Consider the following 14,624-nt stretch of genomic DNA (forward strand, 5'->3'; position numbering starts at 1 on the left):
GCCCTTTCGCGGCGCAAGGCCGCTCTCACGGGGTTTGCGCTGTACCTGTAGGAGCGGCCTTGCGCCGCGAAAGAGGCACGCAGTGCCCCCATGCGGTGTTGAAGAGGACACGATGGCCCCCTGGCTGACAGTAATAGGCATCGGCGAAGACGGCTTCAGCGGCCTGGGCAAACAGGCCCGCCGCGCCCTGCTATCGGCCACGCGAATCATCGGTGCCCCACGCCAACTGGCGCTGCTGCCCCGCTGCGTGACCGCCGAGCAATTGCACTGGCCCAGCCCTTTCTCCCTGGCCCCGGTCATGGCCCTGCGCGGCGAGCCGGTGTGCGTGCTGGCCAGCGGCGACCCGATGTTCTACGGCGTCGGCGCCAGCCTGGCGCGCCAGCTGCCCGCCGAGGAACTGCAGGTGCTGTCGATGCCCTCCTCGTGTGCACTCGCGGCCGCCCGTCTTGGCTGGCCGCTGCAAGATGTGCAGGTGGTCTCGGTGGTGGCCCGTCCGCTGGCCGCGCTCAATGCCCACCTGTATAGCGGTGTGCGCCTGCTGGTGCTGAGCAACGATGAAAGCAGCCCGGCCGCCATTGCCGCGCAGTTGCGCGAGCGTGGCTTCGGCCCCAGCCGTCTCCAGGTGTTCGAACACCTCGGCGGCCCACAGGAGCGAACGCTGAGCGGCACCGCCGACGACTGGCCACGCACCGACATCGCCACGCTCAACCTGGTCGCCATCGAATGCCAGGCCTCGCCCGACACCCCACGCCTGCCTCGCGTGGCTGGCCTGCCCGACAGTGCCTTCCGACATGACGGCCAACTGACCAAACGCGACGTGCGCGCCATCACCCTGGCCCGCCTCGCCCCGCAACCCAGTGAACTGCTGTGGGACGTGGGCGCCGGCTGCGGTTCCATCGGCATCGAGTGGATGCGCGCCCACCCCAGCTGCCGCACCCTGGCCATCGAAGCCGACGAAGGCCGCCAGGGCTTCATCGAACACAACCGCGACACTTTGGGCGTACCCGGCCTGCAACTGATCCGTGGTAAAGCGCCCGACGCGCTGACTGGGTTGGAGCGCCCAGACGCAATTTTCATCGGCGGCGGCGTCACCCGCGAAGGCGTGCTCGACCTGTGCTGGGAGCGCCTGCTGCCGGGCGGGCGCCTGGTGGCCAACGCCGTCACGCTGCAGAGCGAGGTCGCCCTGGCGCAGTTCCGCGACCAGCATGGCGGCGAGCTGACCCGCATCCACATCGCCCACACACAACCGCTGGGCAGCTTCGACACCTGGCGCCAGGCCCTGCCGATCACCCTGCTCGACGTGGTGAAGCCCTTCGATGCGTGAAGAAACCCGCGAACAGGCCGCGCCGCTGCGCAGCGGCCTGACCACCGGCAGTTGCGCCACCGCCACCAGCCTGGCGGCGGCGCGCCTGCTGCTGACCGGGCAACGGCACGACGCAGTGGAGATCACTCTGCCCAAGGGCAAGGTGGTGCAGATGCGCCTGGAGTTCTGCCACCTCAAGGGCGACATGGCCGAGGCCGGCACCTTGAAGGATGCCGGCGACGACCCCGATGTCACCCATGGCGCACTGCTCTTCAGCCAGGTGCGCCTGCGCGCCGAGCCCGGCGTTCGCTTCGTCGCGGGCGCGGGCGTGGGTACCGTGACTCGCCCGGGGCTGGTGCTGGCGGTCGGTGAACCGGCCATCAACCCGGTACCACGCAAGATGATCAGCGACCATCTGCTGCAACTGGCGGGCGATTGCGGCTACCACGGCGGTTTCGAAGTGACGGTCAACGTGCAGGGCGGCGAACAGCTGGCCCTGAAGACCATGAATCCGCGCCTGGGCATCCTCGGCGGGCTGTCGATCCTGGGTACCAGCGGTATCGTCCGGCCGTTTTCCTGCTCGGCCTACATCGCCTCGATCCACCAGGGCATCGACGTCGCCCATACCAACGGCTACACCCATATCGCCGCCTGCACCGGCAACGCCAGCGAAGACACCATGCGCCGGGTCTACAACCTGCCGGAGATCGCCCTGATCGAGATGGGCGACTTTGTGGGCGCCGTGCTCAAGCACCTGCGCAAGGTACCCGTGCCGCGCCTCACGCTATGCGGCGGCTTCGGCAAGATCAGCAAACTGGCCGCCGGGCACATGGACCTGCACAGCCGCCATTCGAGCATCGACCTGCCGCAGCTGGCGGGCTGGGCGGCGGCCATTGGCGCGGACACGGCGCTGCAACAGGCGATCATCGCCGCCAACACCAGCCAGCAGGCCCTTGCTCTCGCGCATGCCGCCGGCATCGCCCTGGGTGATGAGGTGTGCCGCCATGCCCTGGTTTTCGCCCGCAGCGTGGTGCCGGCCCAGGTGCAGGTGGAAGTATTCGCCATCGACCGCCAGGGCGGCATCGTCGGCAAGGCAGGCGTGGCATGAACGGCCGCATCCTGCTCCTCGGCGGCGTCACAGAAGCCCTGGCTATCGCCCGCCAGCTCGGTCCGCAGCATGTCTACAGCCTCGCCGGCATCGGCCGCATTCCCCAGGACCTCGCCTGCCAGGTGCGGGTCGGCGGCTATGGCGGCGCCGAAGGCCTGGCCGAGTACCTGCGCGCCGAAGGCATCGACCTGCTGATCGACGCCACCCATCCCTATGCCGCGCAGATCAGCCGCAACGCCGCCCTCGCCGCACGCAGCGCCGGCATTCCCTGCTGGGCCCTGCGCCGCCCGGCGTGGCAGGCGCAGCCCGGTGATGACTGGCGCGAAGTCGAGGACTGGGCCGGGCTGATCGAGGCGCTGGCCCCGTTCCAACACCCCTTGTTCACCCTCGGCCGCGAACCCCTGCAACATCTGGACGAAATCCCGCCACACCAGTTCTGGACCCTGCGCGCCCTCGAGGCGTGCCCCGGCAATGACCGCTGCGAGGTGATCGGTGCTCGCGGGCCATTCCTCATAGACGATGAACGTGCCCTGTTCGAACGTCGGCAGATCGACGTGCTGGTGAGCAAGAACAGCGGCAGCACGGCCACCGAGCCGAAGCTGGAAGTGGCGCGGGAGCGTGGGGTTCCAGTGCTGGTGCTCAAGCGACCGGTGCTGCCGGAGGTGAATCAGGCGTTTCAAGATACAGGGTTACTGCTAGAGGCGCTCGGCCTGCCCAAGGCCTGATCTCGCCACGTATATCCCATTGACATATCCATTCCCGGAATTAAACTCCGGACATACATTTGCGCTTTCAAGGAGGCCCATCATGGAGCAAGGTGCAGTCTTCAAAAGCAACCGCAGCCAGGCTATCCGCATGCCAAAAGCCCTCGCCCTTCCAGAAGACGTCACCCGCGTGGACATCGTCGCGGTGGGCCGTTCCCGTATCATCTCGCCTGCCGGCGAAAGCTGGGACAGCTGGTTCGAGGGTGACGATGTGAGTGCGGACTTCATGGCGAGCAGGGAACAGCCAGCCGACCAGGAGCGCGAAGGATTCTGATGCTCAGGTACATGCTCGATACCAACATCTGCATTTTCACCATCAAGAACAAGCCACAGGTAGTGCGCGAGGCGTTCAATCGCTACCACGGCCAGCTGGCCATCAGCACAGTAACCCTGATGGAGTTGATCTACGGTGCGGAAAAATCCGCCGCGCCGGAACGTAACCTGGCCATTGTCGAGGGGTTCGCCGCACGGCTCGATGTGCTTGACTACGACATTCAGGGCGCCGCTCACACTGCGCAGCTACGTGCGGAGCTGGCCAAGGCCGGCACGCCCATCGGCCCCTACGACAGAATGATTGCCGGCCACGCCCGCGCTCGCGGCCTCACACTGGTGACCAACAACCTGCGCGAGTTCCAGCGTGTTCCGGGGTTGCGTGTGGAAGACTGGGTGACGTCCCCACGCTGACCGTCACGAGATGGCCCTGTGCCTTGCTCCTGCCGTAGAATTACCTCTCCCCCTTCTGGAAGGCTCCACCCATATGGAAATGCAATGGTGGATCTGGCTCGTCTTCGGCGTGGCCCTGATCCTGCTGGAACTGGTGCTCCCCACCTTCTTCATCCTCTGGTTCGGTATTGGCGCCGTGCTGGTGTCGCTCGTCTCGCTGCTCGCCCCCAGCCTGCAACTCGATATGCAAGGCCTGCTGTGGATCGTGTTCTCATCGATCACCACTGCGCTCTGGTTCAAGGTGTTCCGCCGCAAGAAGCCGGACGTGCGCTGGACCGCCGACAGCGTGATCGGTGAAGTCGGCCTGTTGACCGCCAACGTGTCGCAGTTCCAGAAAGGCCGGGTGCGCTTTCAGAAACCCATCCTCGGCAACGAGGAGTGGACCTGCGTCTCGGACAACGACATCCCCGCCGGCGAGCGCGTGCGCCTGGCCGCCATCGAAGGCAACACCGCCCGGGTCACCCGGGCCTGAATCCGCACTAAAAGGAAGTTCGCAAGCATGACCAGCCTCATCGTCATCGGCACCCTCGCCGCATTCGTACTGATCACCGTGTTCAAGGGGGTACGCATCGTGCCCCAGGGCGAAGAATGGATCGTCGAGCGCCTGGGCCGCTACCACAGCACCCTCAAGCCAGGCCTGAACATCGTCATCCCGTACATGGACGTGGTCGCCTACCGCCTGCCGACCAAGGACATCATCCTCGACGTGCAGCAGCAGGAGATCATCACCAAGGACAACGCGGTGATCGTCGCCAACGCCCTGTGCTTCGCCAAAGTCGTCGACCCGCAGAAAGCCTCGTACGGCGTGCAGAACTTCTCGTTCGCCGTCACCAGCCTGACCATGACCTCGCTGCGCGCCATCGTCGGCGCCATGGACCTGGACGAAGCCCTGTCCAGCCGCGAGCAGATCAAGGCGCGCCTGCGCGAGGCGATGTCCGAACAGACCGAAGACTGGGGCGTGACCGTGCGCTCGGTGGAAATCCAGGACATCAAGCCCTCGCCGAGCATGCAGAGCGCCATGGAGCGCCAGGCGGCCGCCGAGCGTGAGCGTAAAGCCGACGTGACCCGCGCCGAAGGCAACAAGCAGGCGGCGATTCTCGAAGCAGAAGCGCGCCTGCAGGCAGCCAAGCTGGATGCTGAAGCCCAGGTCAACCTGGCCGAAGCGTCGGCGCGGGCGATCACCTTGGTCAAGGAAGCGGTGGGCAGCGAGACCGTGCCGGCCATGTACCTGCTGGGTGAGCGCTACATCGGGGCGATGGAGAACCTGGCGGCCAGCGACAATTCGAAAGTCGTGGTGTTGCCGGCCGACCTGCAAGAGACCGTTCGTGGGTTGCTGGGCCGCGGCAAGGCCTGATAGCGCCCGCTCCGACAACCGTAGGAGCCAGCCTTGCTGGCGAACCGAGCGACGCGGTGCATGGCACCGGCTGCGCCGGTGTTCGCCGGCAAGGCCGGCTCCTACGTCGATCGCGCCAGTTTTCAAACATTGGATAAGGCAGTTGCTCCACTTGGCGCGACGTGCTCTGCCCCAGGTGCGGCACTTCACCGCACCCCGGCATTTTTACCTATACTCCACCGTACAATAGCCACCACGATTCCTGACCGGATCTCTCCATGCCCCCACGTCGGCACATCGCCTGGATAGCCTGCTTCGCTGTGCTGTTCAACCTGCTGGCCATGCCGCTGTCTTCTGCCGCGCCGAAAGGCCCGGCCGAACAGCTGCTGTGGGGGGCTTTCTGTTCCAGCATGGCCAACAAGGCCAAGGTCGATGTCCAGGCCCTGGCCAAGATCGACCTGGGTACACAAAGCGACGACAGCGCCAGCATGATGAACTGCTGGTGCTGCCTGGGCGCCGCGCCCCTGCTGGCCCTGCCCGGCTACCCGCCGCAGTTGCACAACCCGCCCGTGCTGCCTGCGGACCACTCGCCACAACTCGCCGACTACCAGCCCACGCCGCGCCAGCTATGGCCCGCGCTCAATCCCCGTGCCTCTCCCCTGGCCTGAGTTCACTACGCTGTCTGCCTGAACCTCAACAGATCGGAGACTCACCCATGCTCAAGCAAGCCCTCGTCCTGGCCGCCCTGCTGCTGCCCGGCGCCTATGCCAACGCCCACGAATACAGCAAAGGCGACCTGCACATCGCCCACCCCTGGTCGCTGGAGCTGCCGCCGAACGCGCCCAACGTCGCGGCCTACTTCGTCGTGCACAACAACGGCAAGACCGACGATCGCCTGCTCTCGGCTGACACGCCGATCAGCGCCGACGCCCAGTTGCACGAGCATACGATGAGCGCAGCCGGCGCCATGAAGATGCAGCAGGTGCAAAGCGTGGTAGTGCCCGCCGGCAAGGACCTGACCTTCGCCCCCAGCGCCTACCACGTGATGATCATGCAGCCCAAGGACCGCAGCCTGCTGACCGACGGCAAGCGCTTCCCGCTGACCCTGCACTTCGAGAAGGCCGGTGACATCACAGTCGAGGTCGCCGTGCAGAAGCAGCCGCCCGCCGACCAGGCGCAGCACGAGCACACGCACTGATCCGATAGCTGACTGGCGCTCGCCATGAGCCTGCCGCGCTACAGCTCCGTCCGCACTACCCGCCCTGATCGCAGGCGCGTCGGTGGCGGCTGGCTGAGCCTGTTCGCCATGTGGATGATCTTCATCGGCCCGCTGGTTTCCCAGTCGATGCCGATGGAGCACCACGCCGGCATGTCCATGCCCATGGACATGTCGATGAGCATGCCCATGGCGCACGGTCACGACGAGCACCACGGCCACGGCAACGATGGCCAGCTGCATGTCATGTGGGAAAAGTGCGGCTATTGCAGCCTGCTGTTCAACTGCCCCGCCCTGCCCCAGACCCTCAGCCCGCTCAGCGCAGGCAGCGTCACCCCACCCAGCCACCTCACCGTCGCCACGCGCCAGGGCCATGCCCGGCAGGCTGTATTCCCCGGCGCCCGCAGCCGCGCGCCGCCCCGTTCGATCGTCGCCTGAACACCACACGTTAAACGCCCGAAGCCAGGAGGCTTCGCGCTGACTCACGACTGATCGACTGGAATCATTATGTCCGGCTGCACCCCTGTTTTTGCCCTTTCCCTGCGTGGCACCATCGCCGTGCTCTGCGGCTCGCTGCTCGCGCCACTGGCCTTTGCTGCCGAAACCGGCCATGAAGGCCATGTTCATGACCCGGCCGAACTGAGCCCGACGGTGATCACCGCCATCGCCCCAAGCTCGCCGCTGACCGTCGTCACCAACCCTAAAGATCCACGCCAGCCCGTACCGGCCAGCGACGGCGGTGACTACCTCAAGACCATCCCCGGCTTCTCGGTGATCCGCGCTGGCGGCACCAATGGCGACCCGGTGCTGCGCGGCATGTTCGGCTCACGCCTGAACATCCTCACCAATGGCGGCATGATGCTCGGTGCCTGCCCTGGCCGCATGGACGCCCCGACCTCATATATCTCGCCGGAAACCTACGACCGCCTCACGGTGATCAAAGGCCCGCAGAGCGTGATCTGGGGCCCGGGTGGCTCCGCTGGCACCATCCTGTTCGAGCGTGAGCCGGAGAAATTTGGCGAACTGGGCAGCCGGGTCAACGGCAGCGTGCTGGCCGGCTCCAACGGCCGCTTCGACAAGGTGCTCGACGCCGCAGCCGGCAACCAGCTCGGCTACGTGCGCTTCATCGGCAACCAGTCGCACTCGGACGACTTCGAGGACGGCAACGGCGACACCGTGCCTTCGCGCTGGGACAAGTGGAACGGCGATGTCAGCCTCGGCTGGACCCCGGACGCCGACACCTTGCTGGAACTGACCGCCGGCAAGGGCGACGGCGAGGCCCGCTCCGCCGGGCGCGGCATGGACGGCTCGCAGTTCAAGCGCGAAAGCCTGGGGCTGCGCTTCGAGAAGTCCAACCTCGGCGAAGTGCTCGACAAGGTCGAGGCGCAGGTCTACTACAACTACGCCGACCACGTGATGGACAACTACACCCTGCGTACCCCATCGGGCACCGGCATGATGGGCATGCCCATGGTCAGCAACGTCGACCGCCGCACCATGGGCGCGCGGATCAAGGCCACCTGGCGCTGGGCCGACGTGCAGTTGATCAGCGGCATCGACGCGCAGACCAACGAGCACCGCCAGCGCGGCGGCATGGGCGTCAACGCGCACAAAGGCAAACCCTGGACGAAGGACGCCGACTTCCACAACTACGGTGCCTTCGGCGAGCTCACCTGGTATGCGACCGGCGAGGACCGCCTGGTCACTGGCGCCCGCCTGGACCGTGCCTCGGCCCGAGACTTCCGCAAGGGCAGCGCCACCGAAGGCGATACCCGCGCCGACACCCTGCCCAGCGGCTTCGTGCGCTACGAGCACGACCTGGCGGCGATTCCGGCCACCACCTACATCGGCCTGGGCCACACCCAGCGCTTCCCCGACTACTGGGAGCTGTTCTCGCCCAAGCGTGCCCCGGCCGGCTCGGTAAACGCCTTCGACGGCATCAAACCGGAGAAGACCACCCAGCTCGACTTCGGCATCCAGTACCACGACGAGCGCCTGGAAGCCTGGGCCTCGGGTTATGTCGGCCAAGTGCGCGACTACATCCTGTTCGACTACCAGCGCAACATGATGGGCTCGCTCACCTCCCAGGCACAGAACATCGACGCCCGCATCATGGGCGGCGAACTGGGCGCGGCCTACAAGCTGACCGAGAACTGGAAGGCCGACGCCACCCTGGCCTACGCCTGGGGCAAGAACAGCAGCGACGGCAAGGCCCTGCCACAGATGCCGCCGCTGGAAAGCCGCCTGGGCCTGAGCTACAGCCGCGACACCTGGAGCGTCGGTGCCCTGTGGCGCCTGGTCGCCGAGCAGAACCGTATTGCCAAAAACCAGGGCAACGTGGTCGGCAAGGACTACGACACCAGCTCGGGCTTCGGCGTGTTCTCGCTCAACGGCGCCTACAAGATCAACAACAACCTCAAGCTCAGCGCGGGCGTCGACAACCTGTTCGACAAGGCCTACGCCGAGCACCTGAACCTGGCCGGGAACGCCGGGTTCGGCTACCCGGCCAACGCCACGGAACCGGTGAACGAGCCAGGCAGGACCTTCTGGACCAAGGTCGACTTCAGTTTCTGACAACAACAAACGGGCGCGGGACCTGACCGCGCCCACTTAAGGTCTACGGGAGGCTCCCATGAGCAAACCAAACGTTTCCTTCTACAACCTTGCGTGGCGCTGGCATTTCTATGCCGGGCTGTTCGTGGCACCGTTCATGATCCTGCTGGCGATCACCGGGATCATCTACCTGTTCAAGCCGCAGCTCGATCCGTTGATGTACCGCGAGCTGATGGTGGTCGAGGCCGGCCATCACCGGCAAAGCGCCGACAAGCTGCTGGCCAACGTGCGCCAGGCTTATCCACAGGGCCATGTCGGCCAGTACCTGCCGCCGCTGAATGCCGAACGCAGCGCGCAGTTCGTCGTGCACGATGGCGGTCGCGAGCTGAACGTGTTCGTCGATCCGTACAGCGGCAAGGTGCTGGGCGAACAGGACGGCAAGCAGAACCTGCAGGCCATCGCCCGCGCCCTGCATGGCGAACTGATGGTCGGCACAGTCGGTGACCGGCTGGTGGAACTGGCGGCCGGCTGGGGCATCGTCCTGGTCGTGTCCGGCCTCTATCTCTGGTGGCCACGCGGGCGCAACAGCGCGGGCGTGCTGTGGCCACGTTTCAGCGCACGCGGCCGGGTGCTGTGGCGCGACCTGCATGCCGTCACCGGCTTCTGGGGCTCGGCCTTGTTGCTGTTGATGCTGATCAGCGGCATGACCTGGACCGGGCTGTGGGGCAAGCAGTACGCCGACCTGTGGAACCGGTTCCCGGCGGCCATGTGGAATGACGTGCCCAAGTCCGATAAACAGGCACGCGAACTGAATGAAGCTCATCGCCAGACCGTGCCGTGGGCCATGGAGAACACCCCGATGCCGGTGTCCGGTGCCCATGCCGAGCATGCCGGGCATCACATGATGGATCACGCCCCCGCGGCGCCGCAGGTGAGCCTGCAGCAGGTCGAGGATGTCGCCACCCTGCGCAAGGTCGCGCCGGGCTACAGCATCACCCTGCCGACCAGTGCCGACGGGGTATTCACCATCGCGGTGTTTGCCGACGATCCGCGCAACGATGCCACCCTGCATGTGGACCAGTACACCGGAAAAGTGCTGGCCGATGTGCGCTGGCAGGACTACAGCCCGGTGGCCCGTGCCACGGAACTGGGGGTGATGCTGCATGAAGGCAAGATGTTCGGGCCGTTGAACCAGATTGTCATCCTGCTGGTGTGCCTGATGATCCTGCTGGGCTCGGTGAGCGGGCTGGTGATGTGGTGGAAGCGCAAGCCGGCCGGTGGGCTGGGCGTGCCGCCGCTGCGTCATGACTTACCGCGCTGGAAGACGGCCGTGGGGGTGATGGTGGTGCTGGGGGTCGCCTTCCCGCTGGTTGGGATCTCGATGGTGGTGATGTGGGTGGTGGATAGCCTGGTAGTGAGACGCCGAGTTCTGGTTCGGGCTTGAGATTGCCGGGGGCGCGTTGCGCCCCTTTCGCGACACAAGGCCGCTCCCACATGGACCGCGCCAAGCCTGAGCTTCACTGCAAACCTGTAGGAGCCAGCCTTGCTGGCGATGCCCGGCAAGGCCGGGCCAGCGTCCACAAAGAAGACAGTTGTTCCCACAGGAGGTCGCATTCCCCTGTGGGAGCGGCCTTGTGTCGCGAAAGGGCTGCGCAGCAGCCCCAGGATGTGTGATCCATCCATTGACCGCGATCATGTCCCCGCCCCCGCTGCACCGCCAAGATCGTGTCGATCTGCCACGCCCGTGATCGGAACACGACGTGATAGCCTACGCGGCTTTCGCTCACAAAAAGACTGACCCTCAATGGAATGCAGCCTATGACCCGGACCTCCCAGACACCCTCTGAAGAGCAGCACCTGCAACGCAACCTGACCAACCGCCACATCCAGCTCATCGCCATCGGCGGCGCCATCGGCACCGGCCTGTTCATGGGCTCGGGCAAGACCATCAGCCTGGCCGGCCCATCGATCATCTTCGTCTACATGATCATCGGCTTCATGCTGTTCTTCGTCATGCGCGCCATGGGCGAGCTGCTGCTGTCGAACCTCAACTACAAGTCGTTCATCGACTTCTCCGCCGACCTGCTCGGCCCCTGGGCCGGCTACTTCACCGGCTGGACCTATTGGTTCTGCTGGGTGGTCACCGGCATCGCCGACGTGGTGGCGATCGCCGCCTACACCCAATTCTGGTTCCCCGACCTGCCCCAGTGGATACCGGCGCTGAGCTGCGTGGCCCTGCTGTTGTCGCTGAACCTGGTCACGGTGAAGATGTTCGGCGAAATGGAATTCTGGTTCGCCCTGATCAAGATCATCGCGATCATGGGCCTGGTCGCCACCGGCCTGTACATGGTCGTCACCGGCTTCCAGTCGCCAGCAGGCCACACCGCCACCCTGGCCAACCTGTGGAATGATGGCGGTATGTTCCCCAACGGCATGCTGGGCTTCTTCGCCGGCTTCCAGATCGCCGTGTTCGCCTTCGTCGGCATCGAGCTGGTGGGCACCACCGCCGCCGAGGCGAAGAACCCCGAGCGCACCCTGCCGCGGGCGATCAACTCGATCCCGATCCGCATCATCGTGTTCTACGTGCTGGCGCTGATCGCCATCATGGCGGTCACCCCATGGCGCGACGTGGTGCCGGGCAAGAGCCCGTTCGTCGAGCTGTTCGTGCTGGCCGGCCTGCCGGCGGCGGCGAGCATCATCAACTTCGTGGTGCTGACCTCGGCGGCCTCGTCGGCCAACAGCGGCGTGTTCTCTACCAGCCGCATGCTGTTCGGCCTGGCCCAGGAGGGCGATGCGCCCAAGGCGTTCGAGAAACTCTCGCGCCGCGCGGTGCCGGCCAACGGCCTGTACTTCTCCTGCACCTGCCTGCTGCTGGGCGCGGTGCTGATCTACCTGGTACCCAATGTGATCGAAGCCTTCACCCTGGTGACGACGGTGTCGGCGGTGCTGTTCATGTTCGTGTGGACGCTGATCCTGCTGTCGTACCTGAGCTACCGCAAACAGCGCGCGGCGCTGCATGAGCAATCCACCTACAAGATGCCTGGCGGGCGCTTCATGTGCTATGTGTGCCTGGTGTTCTTTGCCGGCATCCTGGTGCTGTTGAGCCTGGAGGCGGATACGCGCTCGGCGCTGGTGGTGACGCCGATCTGGTTTGTGATTCTGGCGGTGACCTATCAGTTCGTGCGCAGCAGGCGTCAGCCGCGTGCGGCGGTGCGTGAAGCGTCTAACAACTGATCCGGCCAATGGGGCCGCTGCGCGGCCCTTTCGCGACACAAGGCCGCTCCCACAGGAAATTGCGATCCCCTGTGGGAGCAACTGTCTTGCTCAATTTTTTCAAACTGACGCGTCAGCCTGTGGGAGCGGCCTTGTGTCGCGAAAGGGCTGCGCAGCAGCCCCAGGATTTTCAGTCAGGCACTAAGCCTGCTCCAATCCCTCGAGCACCGCCTCGGCCAGCGCCAGGCCTTTCTCCAGCGAGTTCTCCGTCGCCGTCAGCAAGCTGCGCAACGGCTCCCCCGCCTTCTCCAACGCGGCAGCATTGGTCTCATACGCCGCCTTCAACGCCGCCACCGCGCACACCAGCGCATCCTCGCTATCAACGCCAGCACGTACCGAGAGAATCGGATCATGGGCGTGATTGCAGGTGCCAAAGTGGGAACAAGCGGTGACGGGACGGGATTTGCGGGGACTGTGGTTGACCAGCGATTCCTGGTTCATGGCTGCACCTCTCGATGAAAGGTGGCGATCTCGACAAATGCGAACGGTGGATCTGGAACGATCTTCTTGAGCATGGTGCGACTCCTTGCAGCCTTCTGAAGTGTCTCTCCGTGCCCATACGCCAATATGGGTGGACGGAGCCGTGCGGGTTGGCGTTGCCGGTCAGAAGGTCCGGTGAGCCCGAAGGCTCCCACACACGGCTCCGCCCATAACGGGTGCAACCATGCAGGACACGCTATCGCAGGTGCGATGTGCCCGGTTCTGACAGCGGGACGCCAATCCCGAACCGCAGAAACTACTGCGGTGCGGCACGGTACTCAAGTAGCGCTTTTGTGTCAAAAGTGTTCATCGCCCCCGGCCCCAATCCTGTGCAGGCCCAACCTGCAAGCACCATCCTGGCCCCACCTCGCGCCCCGATTCGTCGCACAACCGCTCTACCAAGCACCTTCCACCGCTCGGCACAGCCCTTGCAATCTCCGACCTGGCCAACACCCACCATCACATCGGAGTGAGCACATGAAGCGACGCAGTCTGATCAAGGCCTTCACCCTCAGCGCATCGATCGCCGCGATGGGCCTGAGCTGGAGCATCCAGGCCGCCGAGACCATCAAGGTCGGCATCCTGCATTCGCTGTCCGGGACCATGGCGATTTCCGAGACCTCGCTCAAGGACATGGCGCTGATGACCATCGACGAGATCAACGCCAAGGGCGGGGTCAACGGCAAACAGCTCGAGGCGGTGGTGGTGGACCCGGCGTCCAACTGGCCGCTGTTCGCCGAGAAGAGCCGCCAGCTGCTCACCCAGGACAAGGTGGCGGTGGTGTTCGGCTGCTGGACCTCGGTGTCGCGCAAGTCGGTGCTGCCGGTTTTCGAGGAGCTCAACGGCCTGCTGTTCTACCCGGTGCAGTACGAGGGTGAAGAGATGTCGCCGAACGTGTTCTACACCGGCGCGGCGCCCAATCAGCAGGCGATCCCGGCGGTGGAGTACCTGATGAGCGAGGACGGCGGCGGCGCCAAGCGCTTCTTCCTGCTGGGCACCGACTACGTCTACCCGCGCACCACCAACAAGATCCTGCGCGCCTTCCTGCACAGCAAAGGCGTGGCCGACAAGGACATCGAAGAGGTGTACACGCCGTTCGGCCATGCCGATTACCAGACCATCGTCGCCAACATCAAGAAGTTCTCCGCGGGCGGCAAGACGGCGGTCATCTCCACGGTCAACGGCGACTCCAACGTGCCGTTCTACAAGGAGCTGGCCAACCAGGGGCTGAAGGCCACCGACGTGCCGGTGGTGGCGTTCTCGGTGGGCGAAGAGGAGCTGCGCGGCATCGACACCAAGCCGCTGGTGGGGCACCTGGCGGCGTGGAACTACTTCGAGTCGGTGGATAACCCGGTCAACCAGAAGTTCGTCGCCGACTGGAAGGCCTATGCCAAGGCCAAGAACCTGCCGGGGGCCGACAAGGCGGTGACCAACGACCCGATGGAAGCCACCTACGTGGGCATTCACATGTGGGCGCAGGCGGCGCAGAAGGCCGGCAGCACCGATGTGGACAAAGTGCGCGAGGCGCTGGCCGGGCAGAGCTTCAAGGCGCCGTCGGGCTTCACCCTGACCATGGACAAGAGCAACCACCACCTGCACAAGCCGGTGATGATCGGCGAGATCCAGGATGACGGGCAGTTCAGCGTGGTGTGGCAGACCGAGGAGCCGCTGCGGGCGCAGCCTTGGAGCCCGTTCATTCCGGGAAATGACAAGCGGCCGGATTATGCGGTGAAGGGTAATTGAGTGCATTGGGGCCGCTTTGCGGCCCTTTCGCGGGACAAGCCCGCTCCTACAGGATCCCCACTGCCCTCTGGACCGGTGAAAAACCTGTAGGAGCGGGCTTGCCCCGCGATGAATCCACCGCCGATTTC

Annotated in this window: 15 protein-coding genes; 14 read left to right on the forward strand and 1 reads right to left on the reverse strand. The window is 65.2% G+C overall.

The window, feature by feature from the left end; genetic code table 11:
• Window positions 1–112 precede the first annotated feature (112 nt).
• From PSEEN_RS22540 to cycA, 13 genes are all read left to right on the forward strand, one after another.
• Window positions 113–1,324 (forward strand): bifunctional cobalt-precorrin-7 (C(5))-methyltransferase/cobalt-precorrin-6B (C(15))-methyltransferase, encoded by a 1,212-nt coding sequence (locus PSEEN_RS22540; RefSeq protein ID WP_011535886.1) that lies wholly within the window; start codon window positions 113–115, stop codon window positions 1,322–1,324.
• On the forward strand, window positions 1,317–2,411 hold the full coding sequence (locus PSEEN_RS22545; protein ID WP_011535887.1) for a cobalt-precorrin-5B (C(1))-methyltransferase: 1,095 nt from the start codon (window positions 1,317–1,319) through the stop codon (window positions 2,409–2,411). Before PSEEN_RS22540 ends, PSEEN_RS22545 begins: the two co-directional genes overlap by 8 nt.
• Entirely contained in the window at window positions 2,408–3,136 is a 729-nt protein-coding gene (locus tag PSEEN_RS22550) for a cobalt-precorrin-6A reductase (protein WP_011535888.1), read from the forward strand. The genes PSEEN_RS22545 and PSEEN_RS22550 overlap by 4 nt, the downstream gene beginning before the upstream one ends.
• Before the next feature lie 82 nt (window positions 3,137–3,218).
• Complete coding sequence (gene vapB, locus PSEEN_RS22555; protein WP_011535889.1) at window positions 3,219–3,449, forward strand: type II toxin-antitoxin system VapB family antitoxin; 231 nt, start codon at window positions 3,219–3,221, stop codon at window positions 3,447–3,449.
• Window positions 3,449–3,859 (forward strand): type II toxin-antitoxin system tRNA(fMet)-specific endonuclease VapC, encoded by a 411-nt coding sequence (vapC, locus tag PSEEN_RS22560; RefSeq protein WP_011535890.1) that lies wholly within the window; start codon window positions 3,449–3,451, stop codon window positions 3,857–3,859. The genes vapB and vapC overlap by 1 nt, the downstream gene beginning before the upstream one ends.
• 73 nt (window positions 3,860–3,932) lie before the next feature.
• The gene (locus PSEEN_RS22565; RefSeq protein ID WP_011535891.1) at window positions 3,933–4,370 is read left to right on the forward strand and encodes an NfeD family protein; all 438 of its coding nucleotides are present in this window, start codon (window positions 3,933–3,935) and stop codon (window positions 4,368–4,370) included.
• 27 nt (window positions 4,371–4,397) lie between these two features.
• Window positions 4,398–5,252 (forward strand): SPFH domain-containing protein, encoded by an 855-nt coding sequence (locus PSEEN_RS22570; protein ID WP_011535892.1) that lies wholly within the window; start codon window positions 4,398–4,400, stop codon window positions 5,250–5,252.
• A gap of 257 nt (window positions 5,253–5,509) precedes the next feature.
• Window positions 5,510–5,899: a DUF2946 domain-containing protein gene (locus PSEEN_RS22575; RefSeq protein WP_011535893.1), complete on the forward strand. Its 390-nt coding sequence runs from the start codon at window positions 5,510–5,512 to the stop codon at window positions 5,897–5,899.
• 47 nt (window positions 5,900–5,946) lie between these two features.
• On the forward strand, window positions 5,947–6,429 hold the full coding sequence (locus PSEEN_RS22580; RefSeq protein ID WP_011535894.1) for a copper chaperone PCu(A)C: 483 nt from the start codon (window positions 5,947–5,949) through the stop codon (window positions 6,427–6,429).
• Window positions 6,430–6,453: 24 nt separating this feature from the next.
• The gene (locus PSEEN_RS22585; RefSeq protein WP_011535895.1) at window positions 6,454–6,885 is read left to right on the forward strand and encodes a DUF2946 domain-containing protein; all 432 of its coding nucleotides are present in this window, start codon (window positions 6,454–6,456) and stop codon (window positions 6,883–6,885) included.
• 69 nt (window positions 6,886–6,954) lie between these two features.
• The gene (locus PSEEN_RS22590) at window positions 6,955–9,021 is read left to right on the forward strand and encodes a TonB-dependent copper receptor (protein WP_011535896.1); all 2,067 of its coding nucleotides are present in this window, start codon (window positions 6,955–6,957) and stop codon (window positions 9,019–9,021) included.
• A gap of 58 nt (window positions 9,022–9,079) precedes the next feature.
• Window positions 9,080–10,444, forward strand: coding sequence for a PepSY-associated TM helix domain-containing protein (locus tag PSEEN_RS22595; RefSeq protein WP_011535897.1), 1,365 nt, complete (start codon window positions 9,080–9,082; stop codon window positions 10,442–10,444).
• 374 nt (window positions 10,445–10,818) lie between these two features.
• Complete coding sequence (cycA, locus tag PSEEN_RS22600; RefSeq protein WP_011535898.1) at window positions 10,819–12,234, forward strand: D-serine/D-alanine/glycine transporter; 1,416 nt, start codon at window positions 10,819–10,821, stop codon at window positions 12,232–12,234.
• A 180-nt stretch (window positions 12,235–12,414) separates the two neighbouring features.
• Here the strand turns inward: cycA and PSEEN_RS22605 are convergent, their stop codons facing one another.
• A complete protein-coding gene (locus PSEEN_RS22605; RefSeq protein WP_011535899.1) occupies window positions 12,415–12,714 on the reverse strand; it encodes a hypothetical protein in 300 nt (99 codons plus the stop codon).
• A 516-nt stretch (window positions 12,715–13,230) separates the two neighbouring features.
• Here PSEEN_RS22605 and urtA point away from each other — a divergent pair.
• On the forward strand, window positions 13,231–14,496 hold the full coding sequence (gene urtA, locus PSEEN_RS22610) for an urea ABC transporter substrate-binding protein (RefSeq protein WP_011535900.1): 1,266 nt from the start codon (window positions 13,231–13,233) through the stop codon (window positions 14,494–14,496).
• Window positions 14,497–14,624 lie beyond the last annotated feature (128 nt).

Origin of the sequence: Pseudomonas entomophila L48, from assembly GCF_000026105.1 — a bacterium.
GTDB lineage: Bacteria > Pseudomonadota > Gammaproteobacteria > Pseudomonadales > Pseudomonadaceae > Aquipseudomonas > Aquipseudomonas entomophila.

Excerpts from the sequence above, each read along its gene's own strand:
- PSEEN_RS22540 (WP_011535886.1), top strand. The coding sequence starts at position 113 with ATGGCCCCCTGGCTGACAGTAATAGGCATCGGCGAAGACGGCTTCAGC.
- PSEEN_RS22545 (WP_011535887.1), top strand. The coding sequence starts at position 1,317 with ATGCGTGAAGAAACCCGCGAACAGGCCGCGCCGCTGCGCAGCGGCCTG.
- PSEEN_RS22550 (WP_011535888.1), top strand. The coding sequence starts at position 2,408 with ATGAACGGCCGCATCCTGCTCCTCGGCGGCGTCACAGAAGCCCTGGCT.
- vapB (WP_011535889.1), top strand. The coding sequence starts at position 3,219 with ATGGAGCAAGGTGCAGTCTTCAAAAGCAACCGCAGCCAGGCTATCCGC.
- vapC (WP_011535890.1), top strand. The coding sequence starts at position 3,449 with ATGCTCAGGTACATGCTCGATACCAACATCTGCATTTTCACCATCAAG.
- PSEEN_RS22565 (WP_011535891.1), top strand. The coding sequence starts at position 3,933 with ATGGAAATGCAATGGTGGATCTGGCTCGTCTTCGGCGTGGCCCTGATC.
- PSEEN_RS22570 (WP_011535892.1), top strand. The coding sequence starts at position 4,398 with ATGACCAGCCTCATCGTCATCGGCACCCTCGCCGCATTCGTACTGATC.
- PSEEN_RS22575 (WP_011535893.1), top strand. The coding sequence starts at position 5,510 with ATGCCCCCACGTCGGCACATCGCCTGGATAGCCTGCTTCGCTGTGCTG.
- PSEEN_RS22580 (WP_011535894.1), top strand. The coding sequence starts at position 5,947 with ATGCTCAAGCAAGCCCTCGTCCTGGCCGCCCTGCTGCTGCCCGGCGCC.
- PSEEN_RS22585 (WP_011535895.1), top strand. The coding sequence starts at position 6,454 with ATGAGCCTGCCGCGCTACAGCTCCGTCCGCACTACCCGCCCTGATCGC.
- PSEEN_RS22590 (WP_011535896.1), top strand. The coding sequence starts at position 6,955 with ATGTCCGGCTGCACCCCTGTTTTTGCCCTTTCCCTGCGTGGCACCATC.
- PSEEN_RS22595 (WP_011535897.1), top strand. The coding sequence starts at position 9,080 with ATGAGCAAACCAAACGTTTCCTTCTACAACCTTGCGTGGCGCTGGCAT.
- cycA (WP_011535898.1), top strand. The coding sequence starts at position 10,819 with ATGACCCGGACCTCCCAGACACCCTCTGAAGAGCAGCACCTGCAACGC.
- PSEEN_RS22605 (WP_011535899.1), bottom strand. The coding sequence starts at position 12,714 with ATGAACCAGGAATCGCTGGTCAACCACAGTCCCCGCAAATCCCGTCCC.
- urtA (WP_011535900.1), top strand. The coding sequence starts at position 13,231 with ATGAAGCGACGCAGTCTGATCAAGGCCTTCACCCTCAGCGCATCGATC.